Annotated in this window: 24 protein-coding genes; 18 read left to right on the top strand and 6 right to left on the bottom strand. The window is 70.1% G+C overall.

Features of this window, described 5'->3' with window-relative positions; genetic code table 11:
* Window position 1 precedes the first annotated feature (1 nt).
* On the bottom strand, window positions 2–1,468 hold the full coding sequence (locus tag DL519_RS40505; RefSeq protein WP_190822795.1) for a YibE/F family protein: 1,467 nt from the start codon (window positions 1,466–1,468) through the stop codon (window positions 2–4).
* 307 nt (window positions 1,469–1,775) lie between these two features.
* Between DL519_RS40505 and DL519_RS40510 the strand changes: the two genes are divergently transcribed.
* Complete coding sequence (locus tag DL519_RS40510) at window positions 1,776–2,855, top strand: Rv2578c family radical SAM protein (RefSeq protein ID WP_190822797.1); 1,080 nt, start codon at window positions 1,776–1,778, stop codon at window positions 2,853–2,855.
* A gap of 221 nt (window positions 2,856–3,076) precedes the next feature.
* Here the strand turns inward: DL519_RS40510 and DL519_RS40515 are convergent, their stop codons facing one another.
* Window positions 3,077–4,120 carry a hypothetical protein gene (locus DL519_RS40515; protein ID WP_190822799.1) on the bottom strand — a complete coding sequence of 348 codons (1,044 nt, stop codon included), beginning with the start codon at window positions 4,118–4,120 and terminating at the stop codon, window positions 3,077–3,079.
* A 519-nt stretch (window positions 4,121–4,639) separates the two neighbouring features.
* Between DL519_RS40515 and aspS the strand changes: the two genes are divergently transcribed.
* The 15 genes from aspS (at window position 4,640) to DL519_RS40590 (ending at window position 21,653) form a co-directional block, all read left to right on the top strand.
* Entirely contained in the window at window positions 4,640–6,460 is a 1,821-nt protein-coding gene (gene aspS / locus DL519_RS40520; protein ID WP_190822801.1) for an aspartate--tRNA ligase, read from the top strand.
* Window positions 6,461–6,481: 21 nt separating this feature from the next.
* Window positions 6,482–7,423 carry a DUF389 domain-containing protein gene (locus DL519_RS40525; RefSeq protein WP_190822803.1) on the top strand — a complete coding sequence of 314 codons (942 nt, stop codon included), beginning with the start codon at window positions 6,482–6,484 and terminating at the stop codon, window positions 7,421–7,423.
* Between the two features lie 227 nt (window positions 7,424–7,650).
* Entirely contained in the window at window positions 7,651–8,859 is a 1,209-nt protein-coding gene (locus DL519_RS40530; protein WP_449619153.1) for a phosphotransferase family protein, read from the top strand.
* A 390-nt stretch (window positions 8,860–9,249) separates the two neighbouring features.
* Complete coding sequence (locus tag DL519_RS40535) at window positions 9,250–9,978, top strand: GNAT family N-acetyltransferase (protein WP_223840076.1); 729 nt, start codon at window positions 9,250–9,252, stop codon at window positions 9,976–9,978.
* Window positions 9,979–10,316: 338 nt separating this feature from the next.
* On the top strand, window positions 10,317–10,691 hold the full coding sequence (locus tag DL519_RS40540; protein WP_190822806.1) for a hypothetical protein: 375 nt from the start codon (window positions 10,317–10,319) through the stop codon (window positions 10,689–10,691).
* A 45-nt stretch (window positions 10,692–10,736) separates the two neighbouring features.
* Window positions 10,737–11,333 carry a carbonic anhydrase gene (locus DL519_RS40545; RefSeq protein WP_190822808.1) on the top strand — a complete coding sequence of 199 codons (597 nt, stop codon included), beginning with the start codon at window positions 10,737–10,739 and terminating at the stop codon, window positions 11,331–11,333.
* Window positions 11,334–11,419: 86 nt separating this feature from the next.
* The gene (locus tag DL519_RS40550; protein WP_190822810.1) at window positions 11,420–12,934 is read left to right on the top strand and encodes a SulP family inorganic anion transporter; all 1,515 of its coding nucleotides are present in this window, start codon (window positions 11,420–11,422) and stop codon (window positions 12,932–12,934) included.
* A gap of 30 nt (window positions 12,935–12,964) precedes the next feature.
* Window positions 12,965–14,320 (top strand): replication-associated recombination protein A, encoded by a 1,356-nt coding sequence (locus tag DL519_RS40555; protein WP_190822812.1) that lies wholly within the window; start codon window positions 12,965–12,967, stop codon window positions 14,318–14,320.
* A 153-nt stretch (window positions 14,321–14,473) separates the two neighbouring features.
* Window positions 14,474–15,439: a 2-hydroxyacid dehydrogenase gene (locus DL519_RS40560; RefSeq protein ID WP_190822814.1), complete on the top strand. Its 966-nt coding sequence runs from the start codon at window positions 14,474–14,476 to the stop codon at window positions 15,437–15,439.
* 244 nt (window positions 15,440–15,683) lie between these two features.
* Window positions 15,684–16,091 (top strand): DUF948 domain-containing protein, encoded by a 408-nt coding sequence (locus tag DL519_RS40565; protein ID WP_190822816.1) that lies wholly within the window; start codon window positions 15,684–15,686, stop codon window positions 16,089–16,091.
* Entirely contained in the window at window positions 16,088–16,399 is a 312-nt protein-coding gene (locus tag DL519_RS40570) for a hypothetical protein (RefSeq protein WP_168584585.1), read from the top strand. The genes DL519_RS40565 and DL519_RS40570 overlap by 4 nt, the downstream gene beginning before the upstream one ends.
* Before the next feature lie 77 nt (window positions 16,400–16,476).
* Window positions 16,477–19,149: an alanine--tRNA ligase gene (alaS, locus tag DL519_RS40575; protein WP_190822818.1), complete on the top strand. Its 2,673-nt coding sequence runs from the start codon at window positions 16,477–16,479 to the stop codon at window positions 19,147–19,149.
* Window positions 19,146–19,616 (top strand): Holliday junction resolvase RuvX, encoded by a 471-nt coding sequence (ruvX, locus tag DL519_RS40580; RefSeq protein ID WP_190822820.1) that lies wholly within the window; start codon window positions 19,146–19,148, stop codon window positions 19,614–19,616. The genes alaS and ruvX overlap by 4 nt, the downstream gene beginning before the upstream one ends.
* Window positions 19,613–20,812, top strand: coding sequence for an endolytic transglycosylase MltG (gene mltG, locus DL519_RS40585; protein ID WP_223840077.1), 1,200 nt, complete (start codon window positions 19,613–19,615; stop codon window positions 20,810–20,812). The genes ruvX and mltG overlap by 4 nt, the downstream gene beginning before the upstream one ends.
* Window positions 20,799–21,653 carry a shikimate dehydrogenase gene (locus tag DL519_RS40590; protein ID WP_190822823.1) on the top strand — a complete coding sequence of 285 codons (855 nt, stop codon included), beginning with the start codon at window positions 20,799–20,801 and terminating at the stop codon, window positions 21,651–21,653. Before mltG ends, DL519_RS40590 begins: the two co-directional genes overlap by 14 nt.
* A 141-nt stretch (window positions 21,654–21,794) precedes the next feature.
* Here the strand turns inward: DL519_RS40590 and DL519_RS40595 are convergent, their stop codons facing one another.
* The 4 genes from DL519_RS40595 to DL519_RS40610 form a co-directional block, all read right to left on the bottom strand.
* Window positions 21,795–22,628 (bottom strand): transposase family protein, encoded by an 834-nt coding sequence (locus DL519_RS40595; RefSeq protein ID WP_190818447.1) that lies wholly within the window; start codon window positions 22,626–22,628, stop codon window positions 21,795–21,797.
* A gap of 364 nt (window positions 22,629–22,992) precedes the next feature.
* Window positions 22,993–23,262: an HPr family phosphocarrier protein gene (locus DL519_RS40600; protein WP_190822825.1), complete on the bottom strand. Its 270-nt coding sequence runs from the start codon at window positions 23,260–23,262 to the stop codon at window positions 22,993–22,995.
* A gap of 41 nt (window positions 23,263–23,303) precedes the next feature.
* Window positions 23,304–24,566, bottom strand: coding sequence for a PTS transporter subunit EIIC (locus DL519_RS40605; protein ID WP_190822827.1), 1,263 nt, complete (start codon window positions 24,564–24,566; stop codon window positions 23,304–23,306).
* Window positions 24,563–25,429, bottom strand: a complete 867-nt coding sequence (locus tag DL519_RS40610; RefSeq protein WP_223840078.1) for a GntR family transcriptional regulator — start codon at window positions 25,427–25,429, stop codon at window positions 24,563–24,565. The genes DL519_RS40605 and DL519_RS40610 overlap by 4 nt, the downstream gene beginning before the upstream one ends.
* Window positions 25,430–25,704: 275 nt before the next feature.
* Here DL519_RS40610 and DL519_RS40615 point away from each other — a divergent pair, with 275 nt between their 5' ends.
* Entirely contained in the window at window positions 25,705–25,941 is a 237-nt protein-coding gene (locus DL519_RS40615; protein ID WP_168589754.1) for a glucose PTS transporter subunit EIIB, read from the top strand.
* A complete protein-coding gene (locus DL519_RS40620) occupies window positions 25,938–26,393 on the top strand; it encodes a PTS sugar transporter subunit IIA (protein WP_190822829.1) in 456 nt (151 codons plus the stop codon). The genes DL519_RS40615 and DL519_RS40620 overlap by 4 nt, the downstream gene beginning before the upstream one ends.
* Window position 26,394: the final 1 nt, after the last annotated feature.

A 26,394-nucleotide genomic window follows, 5' to 3' on the forward strand; every position in this document is an offset into this window, starting at 1 on the left:
CTCAGCGGCCGGGCTTGCGGTTCGGCGGACGCCACCACACCGTCGCCGTCTCCGAGCCGTTGGCGGCCGCACGCCCCACGCGGTCCGCGACCGAGCTCCCGGTGCGGCCCGCTGCGGCCTTCGCGGGCTCCCGAACCGCTACCGCGGCGGCGATCGCCGTCGTGATCGGCACCGCCGCCACCAGGCCGATGCTGCCGACGAGGGTGCGCACCACTTCCTGCGCCACCGCCTGCGAGCTCACCACCTCGCCGAAGGTCCGGCCGGAGAGCGTGTAGGCCAGCAGCATCGGCAGGGCCGCGCCCGCGTAGGCCAGGACCAGGGTGTTCACCGCCGATGACACGTGGTCGCGGCCGATCCGCTGCCCCGCCTTGTAAAGCTGCCGCCAGGACAGCGCCGGGTTGGCCTTGCGCAGCTCCCACACGGCACTGGTCTGGGTCACCGTCACGTCGTCGAGCACGCCCAGCGCACCGATCACGATCCCGGCCAGCAGCAGCCCGCGCGCGTCGATCGGCGCGCGCAGCACGCCCATCAGGCTGGATGTGTCCTCGTCCAGCCCGGTCAGGCTGGTGGCCGCCGAGAAGACCGCGCTGAGCACGCTGATCAGGGCGAGGCTCAGCAGGGTGCCCAGCACCGCGGTCGAGGTCCGCGCGGAGAAGCCGTGCGTCAGGTAGAGCACCACGAACATGATCAGCCCGGCCCCGACCACCGCCACCAGCAAGGGATCCTGGCCGGCGAGGATGGCGGGCAGCACGAAGCCGACCAGCACGACGAAGCTCAGCCCGAGCGCGACCAGCGCGGCCAGGCCCTGCCAGCGGCCGAGCACGATCACCGCCACGGCGAACGCCAGCGCCAGGACCAGCAGCGGCGCGCCGCGCTGGAAGTCGACGACCTGGTAGGACGCCGGGTCGTCGGGGTTGGCCCCAGCGTAGCTGAGCACCACCCGGTCACCGACGGCGAAGCGCGGCGATCCGGGGTCGGTCGGCACCACCTGCTGGATGGTCTGACCGGGCCGCGGGCCGTCCTGCATCCGCACCCCGAGCACGACGCAGCCGCCCTGGTCGGGCGAGTCCTGGGTGCAGGAGCCGGCGACGGCGGAGACGACCTCGGCGTTGACCGGGTCCTGGCCGAACCCGAGATCGGCGCCGGTGCGCTGCTGGTGGCCGAACGGGTAGAGCAGCAGTACGCCGACGATGGTGGCCAGCGCGAAGGGCACCAGCGCGATCGCGAGCGCCCTCTTGACCTGCTTCGACGCCGGCTCGGCGGGGCCGTGCCCGTGCCCGTGACCATGCCCGTGGCCCTGCGCGGTGCTGCTCTCGGAGCTGGGGCGGCGACCGCGTTGTGCCTGGTCCGGGCCTGTCTGGGCGGCCTGCGCTCGGGGCGCCTGGTCGCGATCGGCGGCTCGGCGGTGGCGTGCCCGGTGGCCGCCTCCGGGCTCGAGAGGCTCTCCGGCGGGGCGGCGGTCGGTCACCGGGCAATTATGCGGACCGCCCACCGAGCGACCACCGGAGAGGTACCCGACGACCCTCCGTCGCCGCCGTTTTCCCCAGCTGAAGGCGAATCCGGACCTGGGGCTCCGAGCTGTCGCGAGGCGAACGGATCCACAATGGACATTCGCTCGACCGGATGCGGCAGTTGTTGCGGGTGTTTCCGATGGGCTCGTCGTTCCGCCGACGTTGTCCGGCCGGGACGTGCCACGTGGGTTGGGGTTTACCCGAAAGGTGGGTGTCCGTTCAAGGCACTCGACACGATCTCGAAACTATGTTCGAATTCAGGTCATGCGATGGGAACAACAACGGGTCACGCCGCCGACCGGGGATGCGCCGGAACTGCCGCTCGTGCTGCCGGAGCCGCAGGCGCGGTCCGGCGGGCGCGCAGGCCTGCGGCTGCCGGATCCGGTGCCGATCGAGGCGGGCACCGCCGAGGCCTACGCGATCGAGATCCACGCCAAAACGATCATCAACCGGGTGCCGGGCCCGGCCAGGGTGCCGTTCGCGTGGACCATCAACCCGTACCGGGGTTGCGGCCATGCTTGCAGGTATTGCTTCGCGAGACGTACCCACACGTACTTGGACCTGGATGCAGGGCGCGACTTCGACAGCAAGATCGTGGTCAAGGTCAACGCCGGGTCGCTGATCCGCAAGGAGCTGGCCAGTCCGCGCTGGTGCGGCGAAGCGATCGCGATGGGCACCAACACCGACCCGTACCAGCGCGCCGAAGGGCGCTACCGGCTGATGCGGGAGATCCTCGCCGCGCTGCGCGACCGGGCCAACCCGTTCTCGATCCTCACCAAGGGGACGCTGATCCTGCGGGACGTCGACCTGATCGTGCAGGCCGCCGAGGTGGCCCCGGTGTCGGTCGCGGTCTCCGTCGGCTCGGTCGACGAGCGGCTCTGGCGGGCCGTCGAACCGGGGGCGCCGTCACCGCGGCGGCGGTTGGACGTGGTGCGCCGGTTCGCCGACGAGGGGATCGGCTGCTCGGTGCTGATGGCCCCGATCCTGCCCGGGCTCAGCGACTCGCCCGAGCAGATCAACGCGACGGTCCGGGCGCTGGCCGAGGCGGGGGCCGCGAACGTCACGCCGCTGCTGCTGCATCTGCGGCCGGGGGCGCGGGAATGGTTCCGGGAGTGGCTGCAGCGCGAGCACCCGGAGCTGGTGCCGAGCTACGCCAGGCTGTACCGGGAGGGCTCCTACCTGCCGAAGTCGTACCAGCGGGAGGTCCTCGCCCGGGTGGCCGACGCGAAGCGGCGGCATGGCATCGGCTCGTCGCAGGCGGGGGAGTTCCGCGAGGTCGAAGCCGGTGGCGCCGCCCGGTCCGCGGTCAACGAGGAGGGGGTGCGTCAGCTCAGCCTGTTGTGAGCTCGGTCGGGTAGTGGCAGTGCTTCAGCAAATGCATATCATTTTCGATTGGTATTGGGCAATGTTGAGGAAAACGATTTCTGCGCAGTTCGGTAAGTCGATCGTTCGTTTCCGGAATGTGAAGGCGGCGGCGCTGTTCGCGATTCGACCGGCGTTCGGAGACGCGCCGATTTCCGGTTACCTTCCGTGCTGGTCGTCGGGTCGCTCGTCCCCGAATCGGGTCAGCGCGTCGTCGTGCGCGAAGACGCGCTGGAGCCCAGGTGCTCCTCGGGTTGCCACCGGACGCCGAAGACGCCCATGCCGAAGTCCAGCGCCACCGCGTGCGTCCGGCCGAACCGGTCGACCGTCAGCGGCTTGGGGGTTTCCACCTCCTGCGTGGTGGAGTCGCCGACGTAGCTCTCGCACCGGCTGGGCGGGTGCGCCGGGTCGAACTGCAACTCGACCACGTACTGCCGCACGGGCAGCCGGAAGAGCCGGCAGAAGCTGTGCTCGACCTCGTTCGGGCCGGTCGGCGGGTCGATGATCTCGTACTCCAGCAGCAGCGTCTCGCCGCGCGCCAGCGCCCGGTCGAACAGCAGCTCCGCCACCACCAGGTCGCGGGCGTGGTCGGTGAGCACCTGACCGAGCCGGCAGGACCGGATCGGGCGGATGATCGGCGGCGTCTCGCCGGACGAGGCGCCGTCGAACATGATCACCCAGCGGTCGACGTCGTTGGTCTCGGCCCGGACCAGCTTGCGGGTCCGGATCTTGCGCAGCTCACCGCGCTGGTCCACGTGCACCACGTCGTGGTGGCTCAGCCGCGCGAGCTTGCTGTCGTGGCTGGTGTCGATCTTGGTGAGCAGCTCGGCGGCCGACTCGTTCTCAGACCAGAGTGCGCTCAGCGGCGGCGCTTCGGCGGGGGCCTGCCGGGTGCGGCCGCGCGGTCGGGGCGGACCCAGCAGCGCCGACAGCGAGCTCTCCGGCACGCCCAGCACCTGCTCCAGCTGTTGCAGCGCGAGCAGTGAGTCGGGGCGCTCCGGGCGTCGTCGGCCCGACTGCCAGTAGCTCAGCGCGGTGATGCTGACCGGGGTGCCGCGGGTGCGCAGACGGTGCTGAATGCGTTCCAGGCTCAACCGGCTCGCCCGGATCGCGGTGCGCAGGGCGGCTTCGAACGGACCGGTTCGGAGCAGTTCGGAGAGTTCGGCAGACAATGCGTTCACTCCTTGCTGCGTGCCGCGGAGGGCCGGGCGGGTCGCCGGGCGAGCCTCGGTTTTCGGGCCGGTCATCGTTACTCCTCGTGTCCGCCGAATTCCGAACTTACGCTAAACAGCGGGGTTAGTGTTGTGCAACGACCGAGTTTTGATAGGCGCCTCCGACTAAAGGAGGAACCCGGGGGTACTTAAGATGGGAATCGCCTCCTTCATCGCTTCGGGGCACGCTTAACAATGCCGTTGCGCGATCGTCGGCGGTGCCTCGAATCGGTTAATTGTGGACCATCGGCGATGAAATTGGTATCGACCATTTGGTGTCAATGCGGCGAACGGGCGAACCGGACACCGCCGCCGCGAACCGGCAGGCTGGTGGCGGCGACGTCGCGGGGCGCGGTCACGCTCCGCGCCGGCGGCCCGACACGCGGCACCTGAGCGCTGCGCCCCGGTGCCCGTTGGCTAGCCTTAATGTCTTGCGTCCTGGTGGCTGAACACCGTGATCGGAGGCTTCTCGACGATCGGGTGCTGCGAGGCCCGGGACCAGCTACACGTCAATACCGTCAAGCGCTGGACAGCGGAAGAAGGAGCTCAGTACCCGTGATGCGCACGCACGAGGCCGGATCGCTTCGCGCCGGTCATGCCGGGCAGACCGTCACCCTCGCCGGGTGGGTGGCGCGCCGTCGCGATCACGGCGGGGTCATCTTCATCGATCTGCGCGACGCCTCGGGCGTCGCCCAGGTCGTCTTCCGCGAAGGCGAGATGGCCGAGCGCGCCCACCGGCTGCGTGCCGAGTTCTGCGTGCGGGTCACCGGCGAGGTGATCCGCCGCCCGGAGGGCAACGAGAACCCGGAGATCGCAACCGGCGAAATCGAGGTGACCGTCACCGGGCTGGAGGTGCTCTCGGAGGCCGCGCCGCTGCCGTTCCCGCTGGACGAGCATCTGGAGGTCGGCGAGGAGGTCCGGCTCAAGCACCGCTACCTGGACCTGCGGCGCGCCGAGCCGGCCCGGATCATGCGGATGCGCAGCGAGGTCAACCGGCTCGCCCGGGAGGTGCTGCACGACCGCGACTTCGTCGAGGTCGAGACGCCCACCATGACCCGCTCGACGCCGGAAGGCGCCCGGGACTTCCTGATCCCGGCCCGGCTGCAGCCCGGCAACTGGTACGCGCTGCCGCAGTCGCCGCAGCTGTTCAAGCAGTTGCTGATGGTCGGCGGCATGGAGCGCTACTTCCAGATCGCGCGCTGCTACCGCGACGAGGACTTCCGTGCCGACCGGCAGCCGGAGTTCACCCAGCTCGACATCGAGATGAGCTTCGTCGAGCAGGACGACGTGATCGAGCTCGGCGAGGCGGTCCTGGCGGCGCTGTGGGGCAAGCTGGCCGACCACGAGATCCCGCGCCCGATCCCCCGGATGACCTACGCCGAGGCGATGGCCAAGTACGGCACGGACAAGCCGGACCTCCGCTTCGGGCTCGAGCTCACCGAGATGACCGAGTACTTCAAGGACACCACGTTCCGGGTATTCCAGGCGCCCTACGTCGGGGCCGTCGTGATGCCCGGCGGTGCAGACCAGCCGCGCCGGCAGCTCGATGGCTGGCAGGAGTGGGCGAAGCAGCGCGGGCACAAGGGCCTGGCCTACGTGCTCGTCGGGGCCGACGGCACGCTGTCCGGCCCGGTCGCGAAGAACCTGTCCGACGCCGAGCGCGAAGGCCTCGCCAAGACCGTGGGCGCGTCCCCGGGCGACTGCGTGTTCTTCGCCGCCGGCCCGCGCTCGGCGGCCCGTGGCCTGCTCGGCGCGGCGCGGCTGGAGATCGGTGAGCGCTGCGGCCTGATCGACCACGACGCCTGGTCCTTCGTGTGGGTCGTGGACGCCCCGATGTTCGAGCCGGTCGACGAGACCGACGACGTCGCCGTCGGCACCGGCCGCTGGACCGCCGTGCACCACCCGTTCACCTCGCCGAACGCCGACTGGATCGACAACTTCGACCAGGATCCCGAGCACGCGCTGGCCTGGGCCTACGACATCGTCTGCAACGGCAACGAGCTCGGCGGCGGCTCGATCCGTATCTATCGCTCCGACATCCAGGAACGGGTGTTCGAGTTGCTCGGCATCTCGCAGGAGCAGGCGCAGGACAAGTTCGGCTTCCTGCTGGACGCGTTCAAGTTCGGCCCGCCGCCGCACGGCGGCATCGCCTTCGGCTGGGACCGGGTCTGCATGCTGCTGGCCGGCGCCGACTCGCTGCGCGACGTCATCGCCTTCCCGAAGAGCGGCGGCGGTTTCGACCCGCTGACCGGCGCGCCCTCGCCGATCACTATCGAGCAGCGCAAGGAAGCCGGGATCGACGCCAAGCCCGCGGCGCAGGTCGGCGACCAGAGCATCTCGGTGTTCCCGCCCGGTGTGGTGGAGAAGCAGGGCTGACCGGGGCGCGGCGGGCACCGCGTGCTGCATCTGCGGATCATCTGTCCGGCCGAGTACACCGATCGGGTGCTCGCCGGGGCCCGGGCGCACCCGGGCACGGCGCACCTGGTGGTCGTGCCCGGCGGCGCGGTCGACCCGGTGGGTGATCTCGTCGAGGTCGACGTGGCCAGGGAGGCCGCCGACGAAGTGCTGGATGCGATCGGCGCTTCGGAGCTGGCCGCGGTCGGCGCGGTGACAATCACCGAGGCCGGCACCACCCTGTCGCGGCGCGCCGAGCGCGCCGAGGAGGAGGCTCCCGGCGACGGCGGCGACGCGGTGGTCTGGGACGAGCTGATCGCCCGCACCGGCGAGGAATGCCGGTGCAACGGCACGTTCCTGACGTTCCTGTCCATCGCCTGCGTGCTGGCGGCGGTCGGGGTGGTGACCGACTCGCCGGTGACGATCGTCGGCGCGATGGTGGTCGGCCCCGAGTTCGGGCCGCTGGCCGCGATCGCCGTCGGGCTGGTGTCCCGCCGCTGGTCGCTGGTGCGGCGGGCTTCCACGGCGCTCGCCGTGGGTTTCCCGGTGGCGATGGTGGTGACTGCGGCGGCTGCTCTGCTCGGCGAGTGGGGCGGCCTGATCGACCGGCTCGGCCTGCCGGAGAACAGCCAGGTGGCGTTCGTCTACCAGGTCGGCTGGTCGTCGCTGATCGTGTCGCTGTTGGCAGGGGCCGCCGGGATGCTGTCGCTGACTTCGGCGAAGTCGGCCGTCCTGGTCGGCGTGTTCATCTCGGTGACGACGGTGCCCGCCGCCGGTTACGCGGTGGTGGCGGCGACGCTCGGCGACTGGGCACAATGTGCTGGCTCGGTCGGGCAGCTGGTGGTCAACCTGGTCGGCATCGTCGCGTCGGCGTCCGCGGTCCTGGCGCTGCGGCGCAGGCGGGCGAGCCTGGCCGACCGGGTGCCGACGCGGGAGATGCGGTGAGGCGTGCCGCGCCGCGGTCTCGCAATTTTCGTGGCCGTGCAACGCCGCCGTCGCTTGGTTCCGTCAGCGTCTACGGGGAGACTACGTCCGATGGCCGGTCGAGGGGTGGGAGGCAGGGCTGTCGGGCGAACACGCTGTGGTTACGGGTGCTGACCGATCGTGTGTCACTTGACCGGTCATGCCCTTTTGGGTTCAGGTTGTGGGGGTAGTGTCTGGAGACGATGAGCGTGGAGATCACCACCGGCCCCCCGGAGGTTCGCGTCCCGGCCAGCGCCGAGGCGACCGACACCGTCGGGACGGCGGAAGCTGTGCTGAGCAAGCGGACGGGAGCATCGGTCCGGCTTGCCGATGCGGAGGACCTCGGCGGCAGTGACCGCTCGGTCGTGATGCGGGTGCGGATCGCCGAATCGCCGTTCGAGCTGCCTCGCACCGTCGTGGTCAAGCACTACGGCGAGTGCCCGGTGGAGGCCCGTTCCGACCCGTTTGCGCACGAGGCGGCGAGCTGCCAGCTCACCACCGCCCTGCCGCCGGAGGCCCGGGTTGGCCCGGAGCTCATCGCGCACGATGCCGCCGAGCGCCTGCTGGTGCTGGAGGACCTCGGGCGAGGCTCCACCTTGGCCGACGTGCTGTTCGCCGACGACCCGCGGGTGGCGGAGCGGGCGCTGCTGGCGTGGGCTCGGGCGCTGGGGCGGCTGCACAGCACCACTGCCGGCTGCGAGGCGGACTTCGACGCGCTGATGCGTCGGCTGGGCGCGAAGTCATGGACCGACCCGGTTGCCGACGACATCGTGCGTTCGGTGGGCGAGCTGCCCGAGCTGCTGTCGCAGACCCTCGGCGTGGACACCCCGCCGCTGATGGTGGAGCGGCTGACCGCCGCCGCCGAGCTGCTGGAGTCGAGCCGGTACCGGGCGTTCAGCCCGTCGGACATCTGCCCGGACAACAGCCTCGTGACCGGTAGCAGCGGCGTGCGGTTCCTGGACTTCGAGTGGGGTTGCGTGCGCGATGTCGCGATGGACGCCGCGTACCTGCAGTACCCGTTCCCGTCGTCGTGGTGCTCGTACGCGCTGCCGGACAACCTGGCCGAGAGCATGTTGTCGACGTGGCGTTCGGAGATCGTCGAGGTCTGGCCGGAGCTGGACGACGACGAGGTGCTGATGCCCCGGTTGTTCAACGCCCAGCTGCTGTGGGTGTGGGTGTCGACCTGGTGGTTCCTGCCGCGGACCGGGGAGACCGACCGGCCGATCGACCTGCACATGCCTTCGCCGCGCCGCAGCACGGCGCTGGTCGACCGGTGGCGGCACCTGCGTTCGGACGCGGACGGGGCGGACATGGCCGACGTGGCGGAGTTCGCGGACCGCGTGGTCGACGCGCTGGTGGACCGCTTCGGTGCCGGTGCGCTGCACCTGCTGCCGTACCCGGCGTTCCGGACCGAGTAGGCGCCTACGAGAGTTTGCGCCGTGGCCGCGGGCGTTTTGCTGTCGTGGAAGGGAAAGCGGCTGGCCCTGCTGCCTCCCTGCCTGCTTGCCTGCCTGGTGGGCGCGGCCTCCTAAGGCCTGTTTCGAAAGTGGTTTGCGTAGCGGTGCGGGTAGCGGAATCTCAGAGGCCTTCTCGCTGCGGGATCCCCGACATCATGAATGCCAATTCACCACGTCGGGGCTGTCCTCGCGAGAAGGACCCCTGAGAACCCGCGGCGGTGTCAGTTGAGTCCCACACCGCAAGCGGCTGTCGCCGCTTATAAAACACGTCCTAGTTGAGTTGTGAGCCTTCGCGTCCCGTGCTTGGATGTGTATACGGAGTCCTGCATCGATATGCATCGGGAGCCGCTGGTGGGTTTCGTCGAGTTGGAGATCGAGCGGGCCGCCGTCGGGACCTGGCCCGCTTCGTGGATCGACCGGGTCGACGGCTGGCTGCTGCGGCACTGCGGGCTGCTGAACCGCAAGCGCTCGAACTCGGCGCTGCCACCCGAGGCCGTAGCGGATCGGCGAAACGGCGGTCGAGCGCGTGGAAAAGTTCTACGCCGCTCGGGACGCCGCGCCGGTCGTGCAGGTCAGCCCGCTGGATCGGCATGCCGAGCTGGATGCGTTCCTGGCCGGTCGGGCTACCGCGTCGTCGGTTCCACGGCCGTCATGTTCGCCGACTGCGAGCGGGTGCTCGCCGAGTCCCTGGGCGAGCCGTTCGAGGTCCGGCTGGAGTCCGGGCCGCGGCCGTCCTGGCTCGTCGCCGGCGAGGCGGTGGGCAGCAGGCCGGAGGCGAGCCTGGACCGCGTTCCGCAGCCGGTGCGGTTCGCCATCGCCCTGCACGGCGGTGTGCCGGTCGGGGTCGGGATGTTCGCCGTCTCGGACGGTTGGTGCGGGATCTACGGCATGGCCACGCATCCCGACTGGCGGCGGCGCGGAGTGGCCAGCGCGGTCCTGCGCGCGGGAGCCCGGTGGGCGTCGGGTGCCGGGGCGCCGCGGTTATTCCTCCAGGTCGAGGCGGGCAATCCCGGTGCGCGGCGGTGCTACGAGGCACTGGGCTTCGCGCCCTCGCACGAGTACCACTATCGGGTTCGCTAAGATTTCGTGTTTCGGTCGTGTTGCATGGCTGAATAAGCTTCAGCCTCTAGACCACCTCGATGCGGTAATGCTGGTCACATCTCGAATACGTTCCGTAGTGAACATCGTTTACGCAGCGCAGTGATGGGCCTCTTGTCCACCCGGCATACGGGTGAATTCGCAGGTCGAGCCGGGTTGCGTTAGTACATCTTCATTTGTTTCCGGGCGGCGTGACCGGATCTGCGACTTGCGCTCGTACCGCAGTTGTCGGATATCTTTAGTTCAGCGTCTCGCTACTTCTCCCCGCTACCGTCGATGTCGCCGGAAGGGGATCGGCTGCTCTATTACGGGAGGCATTCGTGCGCGGCAAGGCATGCCAGATCACGAGGGCGGGGTTGTTCCTGCTCCTCGCGGTCGTGCTCGCCTTGCTGGGGCCGCTCAACGCCGAAGCCGGCTCGCAGTTGCGTACCGGGCCTGCGGAGACGAAGTCCGAGACCAATGAACACCGGGACGGCGAGAAGCTGCGCGAACGGGTGCCGGGCATCGCGCTGCACCGGCGTTGCTGCGACCGCCGGGAAGATCGCCGCCCGCTCCTGCCGCGGGGACTGCAGCACGTCGTCCATATCGGGAAGCAGGCGCTGACGGAGAAATTCCCGAACGCCGGGAGCAAACCGCACGACGCCTTCGCCAAGGTCAGACATTCCCCCGCAGTCCTCCAGGTGATCCGCCACTGATCGATGCTCGCGGCATATTCCGAGCAGACGATCAGAGAGGCGACAATGAGCTTCGAACATTTCGTGCGACACGCTCGGCAACACCCGAGCATGCTTTCCGCTGACCGCCGCAGGCAGCTTGCCGCAGGTCAGAAACCGGCCGCGTTGTTCATCGGTTGCTCCGATTCGCGGGTGATCCCGTCCCAGATCACCGGCGCCGAACCGGGGAATTTGTTCGAACTGCGGACGGCCGGCAATGTGGTGCCGAAATACGCGCCGAACTCGGCGTCCAGCGAAATGGCCACCATCGAGTACGCCGTGCTGCAGCTGCGCGTGCCGGAGATCATCGTCTGCGGGCACTCGCATTGCGGTGCCGTGACGGCGTTGACCCTGGCCGGGCGCGGCTTGGAGGAACTGCCGGCGCTGCGGACCTGGCTCGGCACCGACGGGCTGGCCGGTGTCGAACCGGACGATCCGAGCGTGCGCGCCGAGAGCAAGCGGCACATCCACGCGCAACTGCAGACGCTGCGCGAATACCCGTTCATCCAGGACCGGCTCGACGCCGGTGAACTGCGATTGCACGGCTGGTTCTACGAGATCGACACCGGTCTCGTCTTTGCCTGCCCGCAAACCCCGGACGTGCCGGACTTCCTCCCGCTCTAACTCCCGTCCACAGGGTCGACGCCCGCACCGCCAGGTGCGCGGCGCGATACCCGTTTCCCGCATTCCAACCTGCCCTGGAGGGCATTGTGACGACTCGACTCGAAACGCCTCGCCCGGCGCGCCGCAGGCTCGGCGTGCCGCGCTGGCCGAAGGCCACCTTCGGCGCCGATCTGGGGGCCTCGCTGGTGGTGTTCCTGGTGGCGGTGCCGCTGTGCGTCGGCGTGGCCGTCGCCTCCGGCGTCCCCGCCGAACTGGGCATCGTCACCGGCATCGTCGGTGGGCTCGTGGTCGGCCTGCTGCCCGGCAGCACGATGCAGGTGAGCGGCCCCGCGGCGGGGCTGACCGTGCTGGTGGCCTCGGCCGTGGACAATCACGGGCTGGGCGCGCTCGGCGTGATCGTGCTCGGCGCCGGCGTGGTCCAGATCGTGCTCGGACTGAGCAGGCTCGGTACCTGGTTCCGGGCGATCTCGCCGTCGGTGGTGCAGGGCATGCTCGCCGGCATCGGGCTGGTGCTGATCCTCGGCCAGATCTACCCGGTGGGCGGGCTCGCGCAGCCCGACTCCACCTTGACGAAGTTCGCCGGTATCCCGGATCTGCTGGTCGCCGCGGTGACCAGCCCGGAGGGAATCAGCGGGCTGGTGCTGGCGGTACTTGCCCTGGTGATCATGAGCGTCTGGAAGAAGGCGCCTGCGAGGCTGCGGCTCGTGCCCGGCGCACTGGTGGCCGTCGTGACGACCAGTGCCTTGGCGGCGATCGCCGCGATGCCGGTGCACAAGGTGGAGGTCGGCTCGCTGCTCGCGGCGCTGAACATCCCCACCGCCGCTGCTTGGGGCGAACTCGTCACGCCCGCCGTGCTGGGTTCGATTCTGACCTTCGCCCTGATCGCCTCGGCGGAAAGCCTGTTCAGCGCCGCTGCGGTGGACCGCATGCACGACAGCCCGAAGACGCAGTACAACAAGGAACTCGTCGCGCAGGGCGCGGGCAACGCGCTCTGCGGCCTGCTCGGGGCGTTGCCGATGACCGCGGTCATCGTGCGCAGCGCCGCGAACGTGCAGGCCGGTGCGAAGACCAAGCTCTCCCGCGTGCTGCACGGGTTCTGGCTGCTGCTGTTCGTGGTGCTGCTGCCGGGCGTGCTCGCCTTCATCCCGACGGCCGTGCTCGCGGCCCTGCTGATCCAGGCCGGCTGGAAGCTGCTGGAGCTGCGGCAGGTCGTCGCGCTGGTGCGGGAACACCGCTCCGAGGCCTTCGTGCTGGTGCTGACCGCGAGCATGATCGTGGCCACCGACCTGCTGATCGGCACCCTGGCCGGTCTCGCGGTCGCCATCGTCAAGACCGCGATCGAGGTCTCGCGGCTGTCGGTGACGGCCCAACACGGCGATGAGCACGTGCGCGTCGAGATGGGCGGCAACGCGACGTTCCTGCGGCTGCCGCGGCTGCTGGACCACCTCGAACAGCTGCCGACGAGCAAGCACGTGCACCTCGACCTGACGATGGTCCGGCACCTCGACCGCGCCTGCCACCAAGCGGTCGAGCACTGGGCGGCCCAGCGCCGCCGAGGCGACTGCACAGTCGAGGTCGCCCTGCCCGCCCGGGTGGGCTGAGCGGTCAGGGGTGACCGGTAGCGTCGGGGTGTGAGCGAGGGCTTGTTCGACGAAGGGCTGTTCGGCGCCGACACCGAGATGCGAGCGGGCGAGAAGCTGGCCGAGAACGCGCCGTTGGCGGTGCGGATGCGGCCCCGCTCGTTGGACGAGGTCGTCGGGCAGCAGCACCTGCTGGGGGCGGGGGCTCCGCTGCGCCGCCTGGTCGAAGGGGCGGCGCCGGCGTCGGTGCTGCTCTACGGCCCGCCCGGCACCGGCAAGACCACCCTGGCCAACCTCGTCTCGCTGGCCACCGGCCGCCGGTTCGCGGCGCTGTCCGCGCTGTCGTCCGGCGTCAAGGAGGTGCGTGCCGTCATCGAGGAGGCGCGCCGCCGGCTCGGCCGGTCCGGCGAGTCGACCGTGCTGTTCATCGACGAGGTGCACCGCTTCTCCAAGACCCAGCAGGACGCCCTGCTGGGTGCGGTCGAGGACCGCACCGTGCTGCTCGTGGCGGCCACCACGGAGAACCCGTACTTCTCCGTGGTGGCCCCGCTGCTCTCGCGATCGCTGGTGCTGCAACTGCGCAGCCTGGAGGACGACGACATCCGCACGCTGCTGCGCCGCGCGGTCGGCGAGGAACGTGGCCTGGGCGGGGCGTTGGGCCTGGAAGAGGCGGCGGAGGAGCATCTGGTGTCGCTCGCCAGCGGCGACGCGCGGCGGGCGCTGACCGCGCTGGAGGCGGCGGCGGAGTCGGCGAGCTCGACCGGCGCGGAGGCGATCGACCTGGCGACGGTAGAGGCCACCGTGAACCGCGCCGCCGTGCTCTACGACCGCGGCGGCGACCAGCACTACGACATCACCAGCGCGTTCATCAAGTCCATCCGCGGGTCCGATGTGGACGCCGCGCTGCACTACCTGGCCCGGATGGTGGAGGCGGGGGAGGACCCGAGGTTCATCGCGCGCCGCCTCGTCGTGCACGCCAGCGAGGACATCGGCATGGCCGATCCGACCGCGCTGCAGGCCGCCGTCGCGGCGGCGCACGCGGTGCAGTTCATCGGGATGCCCGAGGGCCGGCTGGCGTTGGCGCAGGCCACGATCCATCTCGCCACCGCGCCCAAGTCGAACGCCGTGATCGTGGCTATCGACGAGGCGCTGGGCGACGTGCGGGCGGGCAAGGGCGGCCCGGTGCCGCCGCACCTGCGCGACGGCCATTACGCCGGGGCGAGCAAGCTCGGCAACGCCAAGGGCTACCTGTACCCGCACAGCAAGCCGGAAGGCGTGCTCGCCCAGCAGTACCCGCCCGACCAGCTGGTGGGTCGCGACTACTACCAGCCGACCGGCCGCGGCGCAGAGCGCACGCTCAACGACCGCGTGCCGAAGCTCCGCGGCATCATCCGCGGCGACGACTGAAGACGGCTGGGCGCAATTTCGCGAGAAATTGACCGTCATCCGGGTGAACGCCGAATTCTCGCGAAATTGCGCGGTCTCAGGGTGACGCGCTCGGTGATCTTCCGGTGCGGCGGCGGGTAGGTTTCCACGGGAACTCGTCGCGAGGAGGTCGCAGTGGACAAGCGGATCGTGGTCACCCGGACGGTGCCGGGGTCGGCACTGGACGTGTTGCGCCAGGTCGGGGACGTGCACGTCTGCCCGCAGGACCGCCCGCTGACCGCTCCCGAGTTGCGCGAGGCCGTGCGCGGTGCGCACGCGATCGTGGCGATGCTGCATGACCGGATCGACGCCGGCCTGGTGGCCGCGGCCGGTCCGCAGCTGCAAGTGGTCGCGAACGTCGCGGTCGGCTACGACAACATCGACGTCCCGGCGGTGACCGAGCGCGGCGTCATCGTCACCAACACGCCGGGCGTGCTGGTCGACGCGACCGCCGACCTGGCCCTCGGACTGCTGCTGATGGTGACCCGGCGGCTCGGCGAGGGCGAACGGCTGCTGCGGGCCCGCCAGCCGTGGACCTTCCACCTCGGCTTCATGCTGGGCGCCGGGTTGCAAGGCAAGACGCTCGGCATCGTCGGGCTCGGCGATATCGGGCAGGCCGTGGCCCGGCGGGCCCGCGCGTTCGGGATGAGCATCGCCTACACCGGCCGCCGCCGCGCCGCCGCCGAGGTGGAGGCCGAGTTCGACGCCCGCTTCCTGCCCCAGGACGAGCTGCTGCGCACCGCCGACGTGGTGTCCCTGCACTGCCCGCTGACCGAGCAGACCCGGCACCTCATCGACGAAGCGGCGCTCGCGGTCATGAAGCCGACCGCGTTCCTGATCAACACCAGTCGCGGTCCGGTGGTCGACGAACGGGCGCTGGCGAAGGCGCTCCAGGAGGGCCAGATCGGTGGTGCGGCCCTGGACGTCTTCGAGCGCGAGCCGGAGGTGGAGCCGGCGCTGCTGGACCTCGACAACGTCGTGGTGGTCCCGCACCTGGGCTCGGCGACCACCGAAACCCGAACCGCGATGGCCGAACTCGCCGCCCGCAACGTCGCCGCGGTCCTCACCGGCGCTGAGCCTCCGACCCAGGTCCGGCCGTAACACGATCAGTTCGAGATTCGGGCCCCCCGGCCGGGTTGCCCGGCTGAGGGCGCCCTTGCGCTTCACGCGTTCGGGGCCTGGCTGGGGCACCGCCGGGCGGGTGCGTCGCCCGATGGTGCCCTTCGCCTGGCGGGGCCGACCGGGTGCTGGGGTGAGGGAGCGGGGCCGGTAACCTGACGCACGATCAACGGACCGGGACTTGGCCCCGGTCCCACCGACATGACGTGGACATACGGGAGGGCACGTGACGCCCACGCAGATCGCCGCGCTGATCGCCGCCGGAGCGTTCGTGCTGCTGGTCGTGCTGCTGGCGATCCCGCTGATCAAGCTCGGCCGCACGCTGGACGAGGCGACCATCGCGATCCGCAAGGCGCACGAGAACTCCGATCCGCTGTTCACCGGGGCGAACTCGACCATCACTCACGTCAACACCCAGCTGGAGCGGGTCGACGGGATCACCGCCAACGCCAAGACGATCAGCGGCAACGTATCGGCGTTGTCCTCGCTGTTCACGGCTACACTGGGTGGTCCGTTGGTGAAGACGGCGGCGTTCTCCTACGGGGTCAGCAAGGCGCTGCGGGCCCGCCGGAAGCGGCGGCAGGAGCCCGTCGGCCGGCACTTCCGCCGCAAGGGCAAAGGGGGGCGCAAGTGAGGCGCCTGTTCTGGTTCGGCGCCGGGGTCGCGGCCGGGGTCGCGTTGACGCGCAAGCTCAACGAGACCGCCCGGAAGGCGACCCCGAGCGGCATGGCGGAGCAGCTGGGCGGCGCGGTCCGGGAACTCGCCGGAGCCGTCGGCTCGTTCGGCGCCGAGGTGCGTGCGGGCATGCAGGAGCGGGAGCAGGAACTGCACGACGTGGTGGAGCGCGGCAGCGCCGCGGACACGGTGCAGTTCCGCCGGATCGACGCGGACTCCGACGCGGGCGCGGTCAACGGTCGGCGAGCTCGCCGGGCGGGCCGCTGACGCCGGCGCTCCGCGCCGCCAGCCGCTCGCCGACACCACCAGCCGTGTCCGTCACCCGAATTTCCTGAGGAACCAGCGTGCAGACCCACGAGATCAACAACCGGTTCACCGAGCACTTCCGCAGCCGCGGCCACACCGTTGTGCCCAGCGCGTCGCTGATCCTCGACGACCCGACGCTGCTGTTCGTCAACGCCGGCATGGTGCAGTTCAAGCCCTACTTCCTGGGTGAGGCCCCGGCGCCGTACCCGCGGGCCACCAGCATCCAGAAGTGCGTACGCACCGGCGACATCGACGAGGTCGGCAAGACCACCCGGCACAACACGTTCTTCCAGATGGCCGGCAACTTCTCCTTCGGCGACTACTTCAAGGAAGGCGCCATGCAGCACGCCTGGGAGCTGCTCACCGGTTCCCAGGCCGACGGCGGTTACGGCTTCGACCCGGAGCGGCTGTGGGTGACCGTCTACGAGAAGGACGACGAGGCCGCCCAGCTGTGGCAGCAGGTCGCCGGCGTCCCCGCCGAGCGGATCCAGGCCCGCGACGGCAAGGACAACTACTGGGACATGGGCGTGCCCGGTCCCGGCGGCCCGTGCTCGGAGATCTACTACGACCGCGGTCCGAAGTACGGCCGCGAGGGCGGCCCGGTCGCCGACGAGGACCGCTACATCGAGATCTGGAACCTGGTGTTCATGCAGGACATCAGGGGTGAGCAGTCGCCGAAGCTGGGCCACCCGCCGATCGGTTCACTGCCGACCAGGAACATCGACACCGGCATGGGCGTCGAGCGCGTCGCGTGCCTGCTGCAGGGCGTGGAGAACGTCTACGAGACCGACCTGGTCCGCCCGGTGATCGCCAAGGCAGAGGAGCTCTCCGGCCGCCGCTACGGCGCGAACCACGAGGACGACGTGCGCTTCCGCGTCATCGCCGACCACGCCCGCTCCGGCGTGATGCTCGTCGGCGACGGCGTCACTCCCGGCAACGAAGCCCGCGGCTACGTGCTGCGGCGCTTGCTGCGCCGGATCATCCGCTCCACCCGCCTGCTGGGTGTGCAGGAGCCGGTGCTCGGCGAGTTCAGCAAGGTCGTGCGCGACGCGATGGCGCCGAGCTACCCCGAGCTGGTCACCGAGTTCGACCGCATCGACTCGGTGATGCGCAACGAGGAAGAGGCCTTCCTGACCACCCTGACCGCCGGCTCGAAGATCTTCGATCTGGCGGTGGCCGACACCAAGAAGGCCGGTGGCAAGAAGTTGGCCGGGGAGAAGGCTTTCCAGCTGCACGACACCTACGGGTTCCCGATCGACCTGACCCTGGAGATGGCTTCCGAGCAGGGCCTGACCGTCGACGAGCAGGGCTTCCGGAACCTGATGTCCGAGCAGCGCCGCCGGGCCAAGGAGGACGCCAAGGCCCGCAAGACCGGCCACGGCGACCTGTCGACGTACCGGACCCTGCTCGACCAGCACGGCACCACCGAGTTCATCGGCTACACCGACCTGCAGTCGCACAGCCGCGTGCTCGGCCTGCTGGTCGACGGGCAGCCGGTGAAATCCGCCGCCGCGGGCACCGAGGTCGAGCTGGTCCTGGACCGCACCCCGTTCTACGCCGAGGGCGGTGGCCAGATCGCCGACACCGGTCGGCTGGTCGGTCCCGGTGTGGCCGTCGAGGTGCACGACGTGCAGCGCGCGGTGCCGGGCCTGTTCGTGCACCGCGCCAAGGTCGTCGAAGGCGAGCTCGGCGTGGACACCACGCTCGAAACCGCCGTCGACGTCGCGCGCCGCCACGCCATCGAGCGCTCGCACTCTGCCACCCACCTCGTGCACGCGGCGGTGCGCAGCGCCTACGGCAGGCGCGCCGCGCAGGCCGGTTCGCTGAACTCGCCGGGCCGGATGCGCTTCGACTTCACCGCCCCGACGGCGGTGTCCTCGAGCGTGCTCACCGGGGTCGAGGAAGAGGTCAACGACTACCTGCAGAGCGACGTCGAGGTGCAGTCCTACACCACGACGATGGACCGGGCCATGGAGCTCGGCGCCATCGCGCTGTTCGGCGAGAAGTACGGCGACCAGGTCCGGGTCGTCGACATGGGCGACTACTCCCGCGAGCTGTGCGGTGGCACCCACGTGCCGCGCATCGGCCGCCTCGGCGTGGTCAAGCTGGTGGCCGACTCCTCGGTGGGCTCCGGCGTGCACCGCGTCGAAGCGCTGGTCGGCATGGACGCGATGCGCCACATCAGCAAGGAACATCTGCTGGTCAGCCAGCTCGCCGAGCAGTTCAAGGTGCCCGCCGACGAGCTGCCGGAACGCATCCAGGGCGTCGTTTCCCGGCTGCGCAGTGCGGAGAAGGAGCTGCAGCAGCTGCGCATCGCGCAGATCCTGCAGTCCGCGGGCGAGCTCGCCGACAAGGGCACCGACGTTCATGGCGTGACGCTGGTCGCCGAGCAGGTACCGGACGGCGTGGACGGCAACGCGCTGCGCGCGCTGGCCGGCGAGATCCGCGGCCGGCTGGGCTCCCGCCCCTCCGTGGTGGCGCTGTTCGCCGCTGACGAGGGCAAGGTCAGCTTCGTGGTCGGCGTCAACGACGCGGCCCGCGACAAGGGACTCGCCGCGGGCAAGCTGGTGCCCGGCTTCGCGGCCGAGGTCGGCGGGCGCGGCGGCGGCAAGCCGGACATGGCGCAGGGCGGCGGCTCGAACCCGGCCGGGATCACGGCGGCGATCGAGGCGCTGCGCAAGGCGCTGGACCAGGTGGTGGCTGGCGGGTGACCGAACACCGGCAGGCGGATCCCGGAGCGGGGCGTCGGCTAGGCGTCGACGTGGGCGCGGTCCGGGTCGGGGTCGCACTCAGCGACCCCGCGCCGATGCTGGCGACCCCGCTGGTCACCTTGCAGCGGGATGCCACCGGCGGCAGCGATCTCGCGCAGCTGGCCGAGCTCGTCGCCGAGCACCAGGTGGTGGAAGTCGTGGTCGGCCTGCCGAAGACGTTGGCGGGCCGGCACGGAACTGCAGCGGAAACGGCGCAGGCCTACGGGGCGGCGCTCGCGGAACGGATCGCACCGGTGCCGGTGCGGTTCGCCGACGAGCGGCTGACCACCGTGACGGCCAGCCGGATGCTGTCGCAACGCGGCGTGCGGGGGAAGAAGCAGCGCGCCGTGGTCGATCAGGCGGCGGCGGTGGAGATCCTGCAGGCATTCCTTGACAGTCGGGGGAAGACACGAGAGGACCTTTCGTGACCGACGATCTTGGACTGTTCGCCGACGAGCCCGGCGAGCGGCGGCGTGCACCGGACCCGGAGCGGTTCCGCCGCCGCAAGCGCCGCCGGATCGTGACCGCGGTGGCGAGCTTGTTCGTGCTGCTGCTGGTCGGCGTCGGCGTGCTCTACGGGGCCAGCCAGATCATGCAGATCGGCTCCTACGAGAACTACGAGGGCGAGGGCACCGGCGACATCGTCGTCGAGATCAAGCCCGGTGACACCGTCAGCGCCATCGGTCGCACCCTCGCCGAGCGGGACGTGGTGGCCAGCACCAAGGCGTTCACCAAGGCCGCCGAGGAGAACCGGCAGATCAACAGCATCCAGCCGGGCTACTACCTGATGCGCAACAAGATGTCCGGCGAGGCAGCCGTCGCGCACATCCTGTCGGCGGCCGCGAAGGTGGGCCGGGTCGACATCCGCGCCGGCATGCGGCTGGAGGACCAGCTGGCGCCCGACAACGGGCACACCCCGGGCATCCTGACCAAGCTCGCCGATGCCACCTGCGCCGGGGCCAACCCCACCTGCATCACCTCCGAGGAGATGCACCGGGTCGCCACGACCGCCGACCTGGCCTCGCTCGGCGTGCCGCAGTGGGCGTTCGCGGACGCCTCCAAGGCCGAGCCGAAGCGGCGGCTGGAGGGCCTGATCCAGCCCGGTCTCTACGACGTGAAGCCGGGCGAGACCGCGGAGAACGTGCTGCGCGACGTGGTGACCCGGTCCGCTGCGCAGCTCGAGGTCGCGGGGTTGCCGCAGGCCGCCGAGGGCACCGGGTACAGCCCGTACGAGCTGCTCAAGATCGCTTCGCTGGTGCAGAGCGAGGGCATCACCAAGGACTTCGGGCAGATCTCGCGGGTGATCCACAACCGGTTGACCCAGCCGGTCATGCACCTTCAGCTCGACTCCACGATCAACTACCCGCTGGACAAACCGTCCCTGCTGACCAGGCCCGAGGACCGCGGGATCGATGGGCCGTACAACACGTACAGGACCTACGGCCTGCCACCCACGCCGATCTCGGCTGTCAGCAAGGAAGCCCTGCAGGCAGCGGAGAAACCCGCTGACGGCACTTGGAAGTTCTTCGTGAAGTGCTACCCGGACGGCACCTCCTGCTTCGCCGACACCCAGGCACAGCACGACGCCTACATCGACGAGGCACAGGCACGTGGCGCGTTCTGAGCCCCGGCGGGCAGCGGTGCTCGGTTCGCCGATCGAGCACTCGCTGTCCCCGCTGCTGCACGGCGCCGCCTACGCCGCGCTCGGCCTGCACGGCTGGACCTACGAGCGGGTCGAGGCCGACGCGGACCGGCTCGTCGAGTTCGTCGCCGGGCTCGGCCCGGAATGGGCCGGGCTGTCGGTCACCATGCCCGGCAAGCGAGCTGCGCTGGGCGTCGCGAGCGAGATCAGCGAGCGGGCCGCGGCGGTCGGAGCGGCGAACACCCTGGTACACCGGGCCGACGGCAGCTGGGCCGCGGACTGCACCGACGTCGACGGAGTCGTCGGAGCGCTGCGCAGCGCGGGCGGATTCACCACCGGCCACAGCGGGCTGATCCTGGGAGCCGGCGGCACCGCCGCCGCGACCCTGGCCGCGTTCGCGGAGCTCGGGCTGAGCGAAGCGACGCTCGCGGTGCGCGAGCCCGCGCGAGCGCGCGACGCGGCCGAGACCGCGGAGCGGGTCGGCCTGCGGGCGCGCGTCGAGCGGCTGGACAGCGTCGCGCTCGCGGACGCCGCGGCAGCGGCGGACGTCGTGGTGTCGACGCTCCCGGCAGGGGCGTTGGACGCGCAGGCGGCGGAGCTTGCGACGGCGGGTTGCGTGTTGGACGTCGTCTACCATCCGTGGCCGACGCCGCTGGCCGCTGCGGTGACTGCGGCGGGCGGGCGGATCGCCACCGGACTGGACATGCTGCTGCACCAGGCGTTCGGCCAGGTCGAGCAGTTCACCGGGCTACCGGCTCCGCGCGAAGCCATGCGCGACGCCCTCGCCGCCGCGACCGGCAACGAGCTCCCGCTCCCGCTCTGACAGCAATTTCCATTGAAATCGGTGCACCGATTCCCATTGGGGTTTTTTCATCCTGTTTGTGCTGGTGGTGGGGGGTTGACGGGGTGGGGTGGGGTGTGTGTGGGCTGGTCAGGGGCGATGATCATTTTTGATGATCGTTTGTCAGCGGGTGATTTCGAGGTTGGTCAGCACCAGCAGGGCCCGTAGTAGGCGGGTGGCGTTGGCTGCGTGCATGCGTAGGCGGGTGAGGATGCGCCAGTTTTTGAGGTCGGCGAAGCCGTGTTCGCAGGTGGCGCGTTCGCGGGCAACGAGTTGGTTGGCTTGTTTCTGGGCGTCGGTGAGCGGGTGGGCGCGGGCGGCGCGGCGGCCGATGATGATCACGGGTTCGTCGGGGTCGTCTTCCAGTCCGGTGAATCCGAGGTCGCACATCGCGCCGAGTTCGGCGTCCCGGAGTGCGGTGGTGATGTTGTTGTGGCGGGCGGTGGTGACTTCCGAGGCCCGCCCTGGTTTGGCCGCAGAGAACCACAACAGGTTGCCTTTGTGGTCGGTGAGGGCGAGAAACAGCAGGCCGTGGGCTTTGTGTTTGCCGCTGTAGTTGCGCCGGTTGTTCTTGCCGGTGCGGCGCTGGGTGCGCACCAGGGTGCCATCCAGCAGCACGACCTCACCCCCGCCGCGGGCCACTTTGCTCAGGACGCGGTCCAGGCGCGGGGCACGGGCGGCCAGCAGGTCGATGACCTCCAGCACCCAGCGGCGGATCGTCGAGGCCGACACCCTGTTGCCGCCGGCGATGTCCAGCAGCCGCTGGTCGTGACGCAGCACCGCGAGCACGATGATCGCCTGCGTACCAGGGGTCACCTTGCGCCAGCGAGAGCGGATTTTCCTGCAGTGCGTGGTGATCAGCGAGGCGAGGTAGTCGATCGTGGCCCTCGACACGGGAAGTTGGGCTTGGTACACAATGGGTTCGGTGCCCTCGGCGGGGCTGGATTGGGTTTTCACACACTCCCCAACCCCGCCGGGGGCACTCTCGTTGCAGCCAACCGGCCATGATCATCGTCACATCTTCTCCGCGACCACGGCCACCGTCAGATGATCTTGATAAATGATCATGGCCCTGGCCAGCCCGCCCACACCACGCCACCCACGACCACACCCTCTGACCAGCCAAGATCAGGATGAAAAAAGCCCATTGAAATTGCGGGAGTTCTCCACAGGCGTCGGTGTGTCGTACCTCGACACGCCGATGGATGCAATTTCCCTTGAACCCGCCCCTTCGATTTCAATGGAAATTGCGGGCTACGTCGAACGGCCCCTTCCCACTTGGCGGATTGGCGGATTCGAGGGGCCGTTCGCGTTGTTCCGGTCAGTTGTTGTCGAGGTCCGAGGCGACCAGCCGGGCGAGGTGGTCCAGCGCCGCCTCCGCGCCTTCGCCCTCGGCCGCGAGCACCACCTCGTCGCCGTGGCCCGCGCCCAGGGTCATCAGCCCGAGGATGCTGCCCGCCTCCACCGGATCAGTGTCGTCCTTGCGGATCGTGATCTTCACGGTCTGCGCCGCGGCGGCCTTGGCCACTAGTGCCGCCGGCCGCGCGTGCAGCCCAACCTTGCTTGCCACGGTGACCCGTCGTTCGAACATGATTCTCCGTTCGTCGGGGAATGGGGAAACGATCGCCGGGGTCAGCTCCTGTCGGGGCCCGGCTTGGCGTCCCCACCAGCATTATCCGCGCCCACCTCGGCGTTTTCCGTGTCGTCCTCGTCACGGCCCGGGGTGCGCAGGTTCCACTTCGTGATCACGAACCGGAACACGAAGTAGTAGATGACCGCGTAGCCCAGGCCGATCGGGATCAGCCACAGCGAGTTCTGCGAGATGCCGAAGTTGAGCACGTAGTCGATGGCGCCCGCGGAGAACCCGAACCCGCTGTGGATGTCCAGCGCGTTGACCAGCGCCATCGAGGTGCCGGTGAGCACCGCGTGGACCAGCAGCAGCGGCCAGGCCACGAAGATGAACGAGAACTCCAGCGGCTCGGTGATGCCGGTGATGAACGCGGTGAGCGCCACCGAGATCATCACGCCGCCGACGATCTTGCGCTGCGACGGCTTCGCGCACTGCCAGATGGCCAGCGCCGCGGCGGGCAGGGCGAACATGAAGATCGGGAAGAAGCCGGTCATGAAGGTGCCGGCGTTCGGGTCGCCGGCGAAGAACCGGGCGATGTCGCCCTTCTCACCGTGGTAGTCGCCGAAGAGGAACCAGACCACGTTGTTCGGGATGTGGTGCAGGCCGAACGGCAGCAGCAGCCGGTTGATCACGCCGTAGATGCCGCCGCCGAGCACCGCGTTCTGGGTGACCGCGTCGCTGAAGGCCGTCAGACCGGCGTCGAAGATCGGGAACAGCAGGCCCAGGACCACGCCGGCGATCACCATGGCGAACGCGGTGATGATCGGCACGAAGCGCCGTCCACCGAAGAAGCCCAGGTAGGCGGGCAGCTTGATGCGGTGGTACCGCTGCCACAGCCAGGCCGCGGTCAACCCGGCGATGATGCCGCCGAGCACGCCGTACGGGCCCTTGTTGAACGCCTTGTCCGACTCGGTGCCGGTGATCTCCCAGAGCACGCCGGAGAGCACCAGGTAGCCCACCGCGCCGGCCAGCGCCGTGGAGCCGTCGGCCTTCTTCGCGAAACCGATCGCCACACCGATGGCGAACAGCAGCGGCAGGTAGTTGAACAGCGCGTTACCGGCCGAGCCGATCACCCCGGCCACGGGCTGCATCCAGGGCAGCACCGCACCGAGCCCCTCCTTGCCGAGCAGGTCGTCCTGGCCGAGGCGCATCAGCAGCGCGGCGGCGGGCAGGACGGCGATCGGCAGCATCAGGCTCCGGCCGAGCCGTTGCAGCAGGGCGAAACCCTTCCCGTTGCCGCTCGCCGTGGTGGCGCTGGCACTCATCGGTTACCTCCTGTGTCGTGGAGACCGGGTCGTCTGGCGGGATGTTGGCGTCCGGTCGGTCTGGTGGGCCGCCTGGACGGGCGGTGGTGGCCGGAGCCGCTCGGGTTGCGGTCCAGCTGCATGGTCACCTGGTACAGATCGCCGCGATACCAGGAAGTCATGTCCTCGATCGGCCGGCCCTGCGCCGTGGAGATCCGGCGGAACACCAGGACTGGGCTGCCGGTGCGGACCCCGAGCAGCCGCGCGGTTTCGGCGTCGGCGCCCTCGGCGAGCACGGTCTGCGTGCCGTTTTCCAGCTGCACCTGGTATTTGCGGGCCAGCAGGGTGTACATCGAATCGGTCAGGTCGTGGTCGAGCAGGCCGGGCAGCAGCCCGGCGTGGTACCAGCCGCGTTCCACCGCCATCGGCGCACCATCGGCCTTGCGCAGCCGGCACAGCCAGTACGCGTGCTGGTCGCGCCGGAGGTCGAGCGCTTCGGCGGTGGCGGTCGGCGGGACCGCCTCGGCCGCGTCGAGCAGCACCGTCTCCGGCTGCATGCCGCGGCGGCGCATGTCCTCGGTGAACGAGGCGAGGTGCAGTTGGGAGTCCACCCTGGGCCGGGTGGTGAAGGTGCCCTTGCCTCGCACCCGCACCAGCAGGCCCTCGGCGACGAGCTGTCCGACCGCCTCGCGGACGGTGAGCCGGGACACGCCGTAGCGCACCGCGAGGTCGCGTTCGGACGGCACCGGCGAACCTGGCAGTAGTTCCTCGCTCGCCAGCTCGCGCAGGATCTCGCGCAGCTGGGCGTGCTTCGGCGTCGGGCCGTCGCGCAGCACGTCAGCCGTTCCTGGGCGGGAACAGCCGTCTGCGGTTCGCCGTGCCACGCTGCCTCCATCGGTCTTGCCGGACATCGACGCCCGGTGCACCCCGTGGGCACCCGGCACCGGTCGAACGCGGGCGGATCGAATCCGGTGCTGTTCACCGGTCCTACGGGGTTGGTACTGTCCGGTCTAAACCAGTCGGTTGCGAACAATGCGCTTTCATGCGATCGGGTGTCAAGACGGCTCGCGATTCGTTGCCGCATCGACACCCAGTGGCGCAAGATCGTCTCGACGCGGTGCGCAACGCCTGCGTCGTCGGAGGACGAAGGGAGCACAGGGTGGCTCAGGACAAGGCCGCGGCAATCCTGGCCGCACTTGGCGGCGGGGACAACGTGGTGGAGATCGAGCCGTGCATCACGCGGCTGCGCTGCGAAGTCGAGGACGGTTCCAAGATCGACGAGGCGGCGCTGAAGGCCGCCGGGGCGCACGGCGTGATGGTGCAGGGCCCGGTCGTGCAGGTCGTGGTGGGCCCGGAAGCGGACACCCTGGCCGAGGACATCGAGGACCTGCGGTGAGCACCGAGGTCGGCAGTCCGGTGGCGGGCCTGGCCACCGCGATCAGCGAGGTGCCCGACCCGGTGTTCTCGCAGGCCATGGTGGGTCCGGGCGTGGCGGTGCAGCCGTCCGGCGGTCGGGCCGACGCGGTCGCGCCGGTGGCCGGCATGGTCGCGACCCTGCACCCGCACGCTTTCGTCATCGCCTCGCCCGGCGGCGCCGCGATCCTGGTGCACCTGGGCATCGACACGGTGAAGCTCAAGGGCGAGGGCTTCGAGCTGCACGTGGCGAAGGGCGACGTCGTCGAGGCGGGCCAGCGCATCGTCACCTGGGACCCGTCCGAGGTGGAGTCGCACGGCTACTCGTCGATCTGCCCGGTCGTCGTCCTGGACGTCGCGTCGGACGCCCTGACCGATGTCCGCGAGGACGGTCAGGTCGTCGCGGGCGACCCGCTGTTCGCGGTGGGGGCCTGAA

The sequence above is a fragment of the Saccharopolyspora pogona genome, assembly GCF_014697215.1.
Taxonomy (GTDB): domain Bacteria; phylum Actinomycetota; class Actinomycetes; order Mycobacteriales; family Pseudonocardiaceae; genus Saccharopolyspora; species Saccharopolyspora hattusasensis.

Excerpts from the sequence above, each read along its gene's own strand:
- DL519_RS40545 (WP_190822808.1), top strand. The coding sequence starts at position 10,737 with ATGAGCTTCGAACATTTCGTGCGACACGCTCGGCAACACCCGAGCATG.
- DL519_RS40510 (WP_190822797.1), top strand. The coding sequence starts at position 1,776 with ATGCGATGGGAACAACAACGGGTCACGCCGCCGACCGGGGATGCGCCG.
- DL519_RS40600 (WP_190822825.1), bottom strand. The coding sequence starts at position 23,262 with ATGTTCGAACGACGGGTCACCGTGGCAAGCAAGGTTGGGCTGCACGCG.
- DL519_RS40515 (WP_190822799.1), bottom strand. The coding sequence starts at position 4,120 with ATGACCGGCCCGAAAACCGAGGCTCGCCCGGCGACCCGCCCGGCCCTC.
- DL519_RS40605 (WP_190822827.1), bottom strand. The coding sequence starts at position 24,566 with ATGAGTGCCAGCGCCACCACGGCGAGCGGCAACGGGAAGGGTTTCGCC.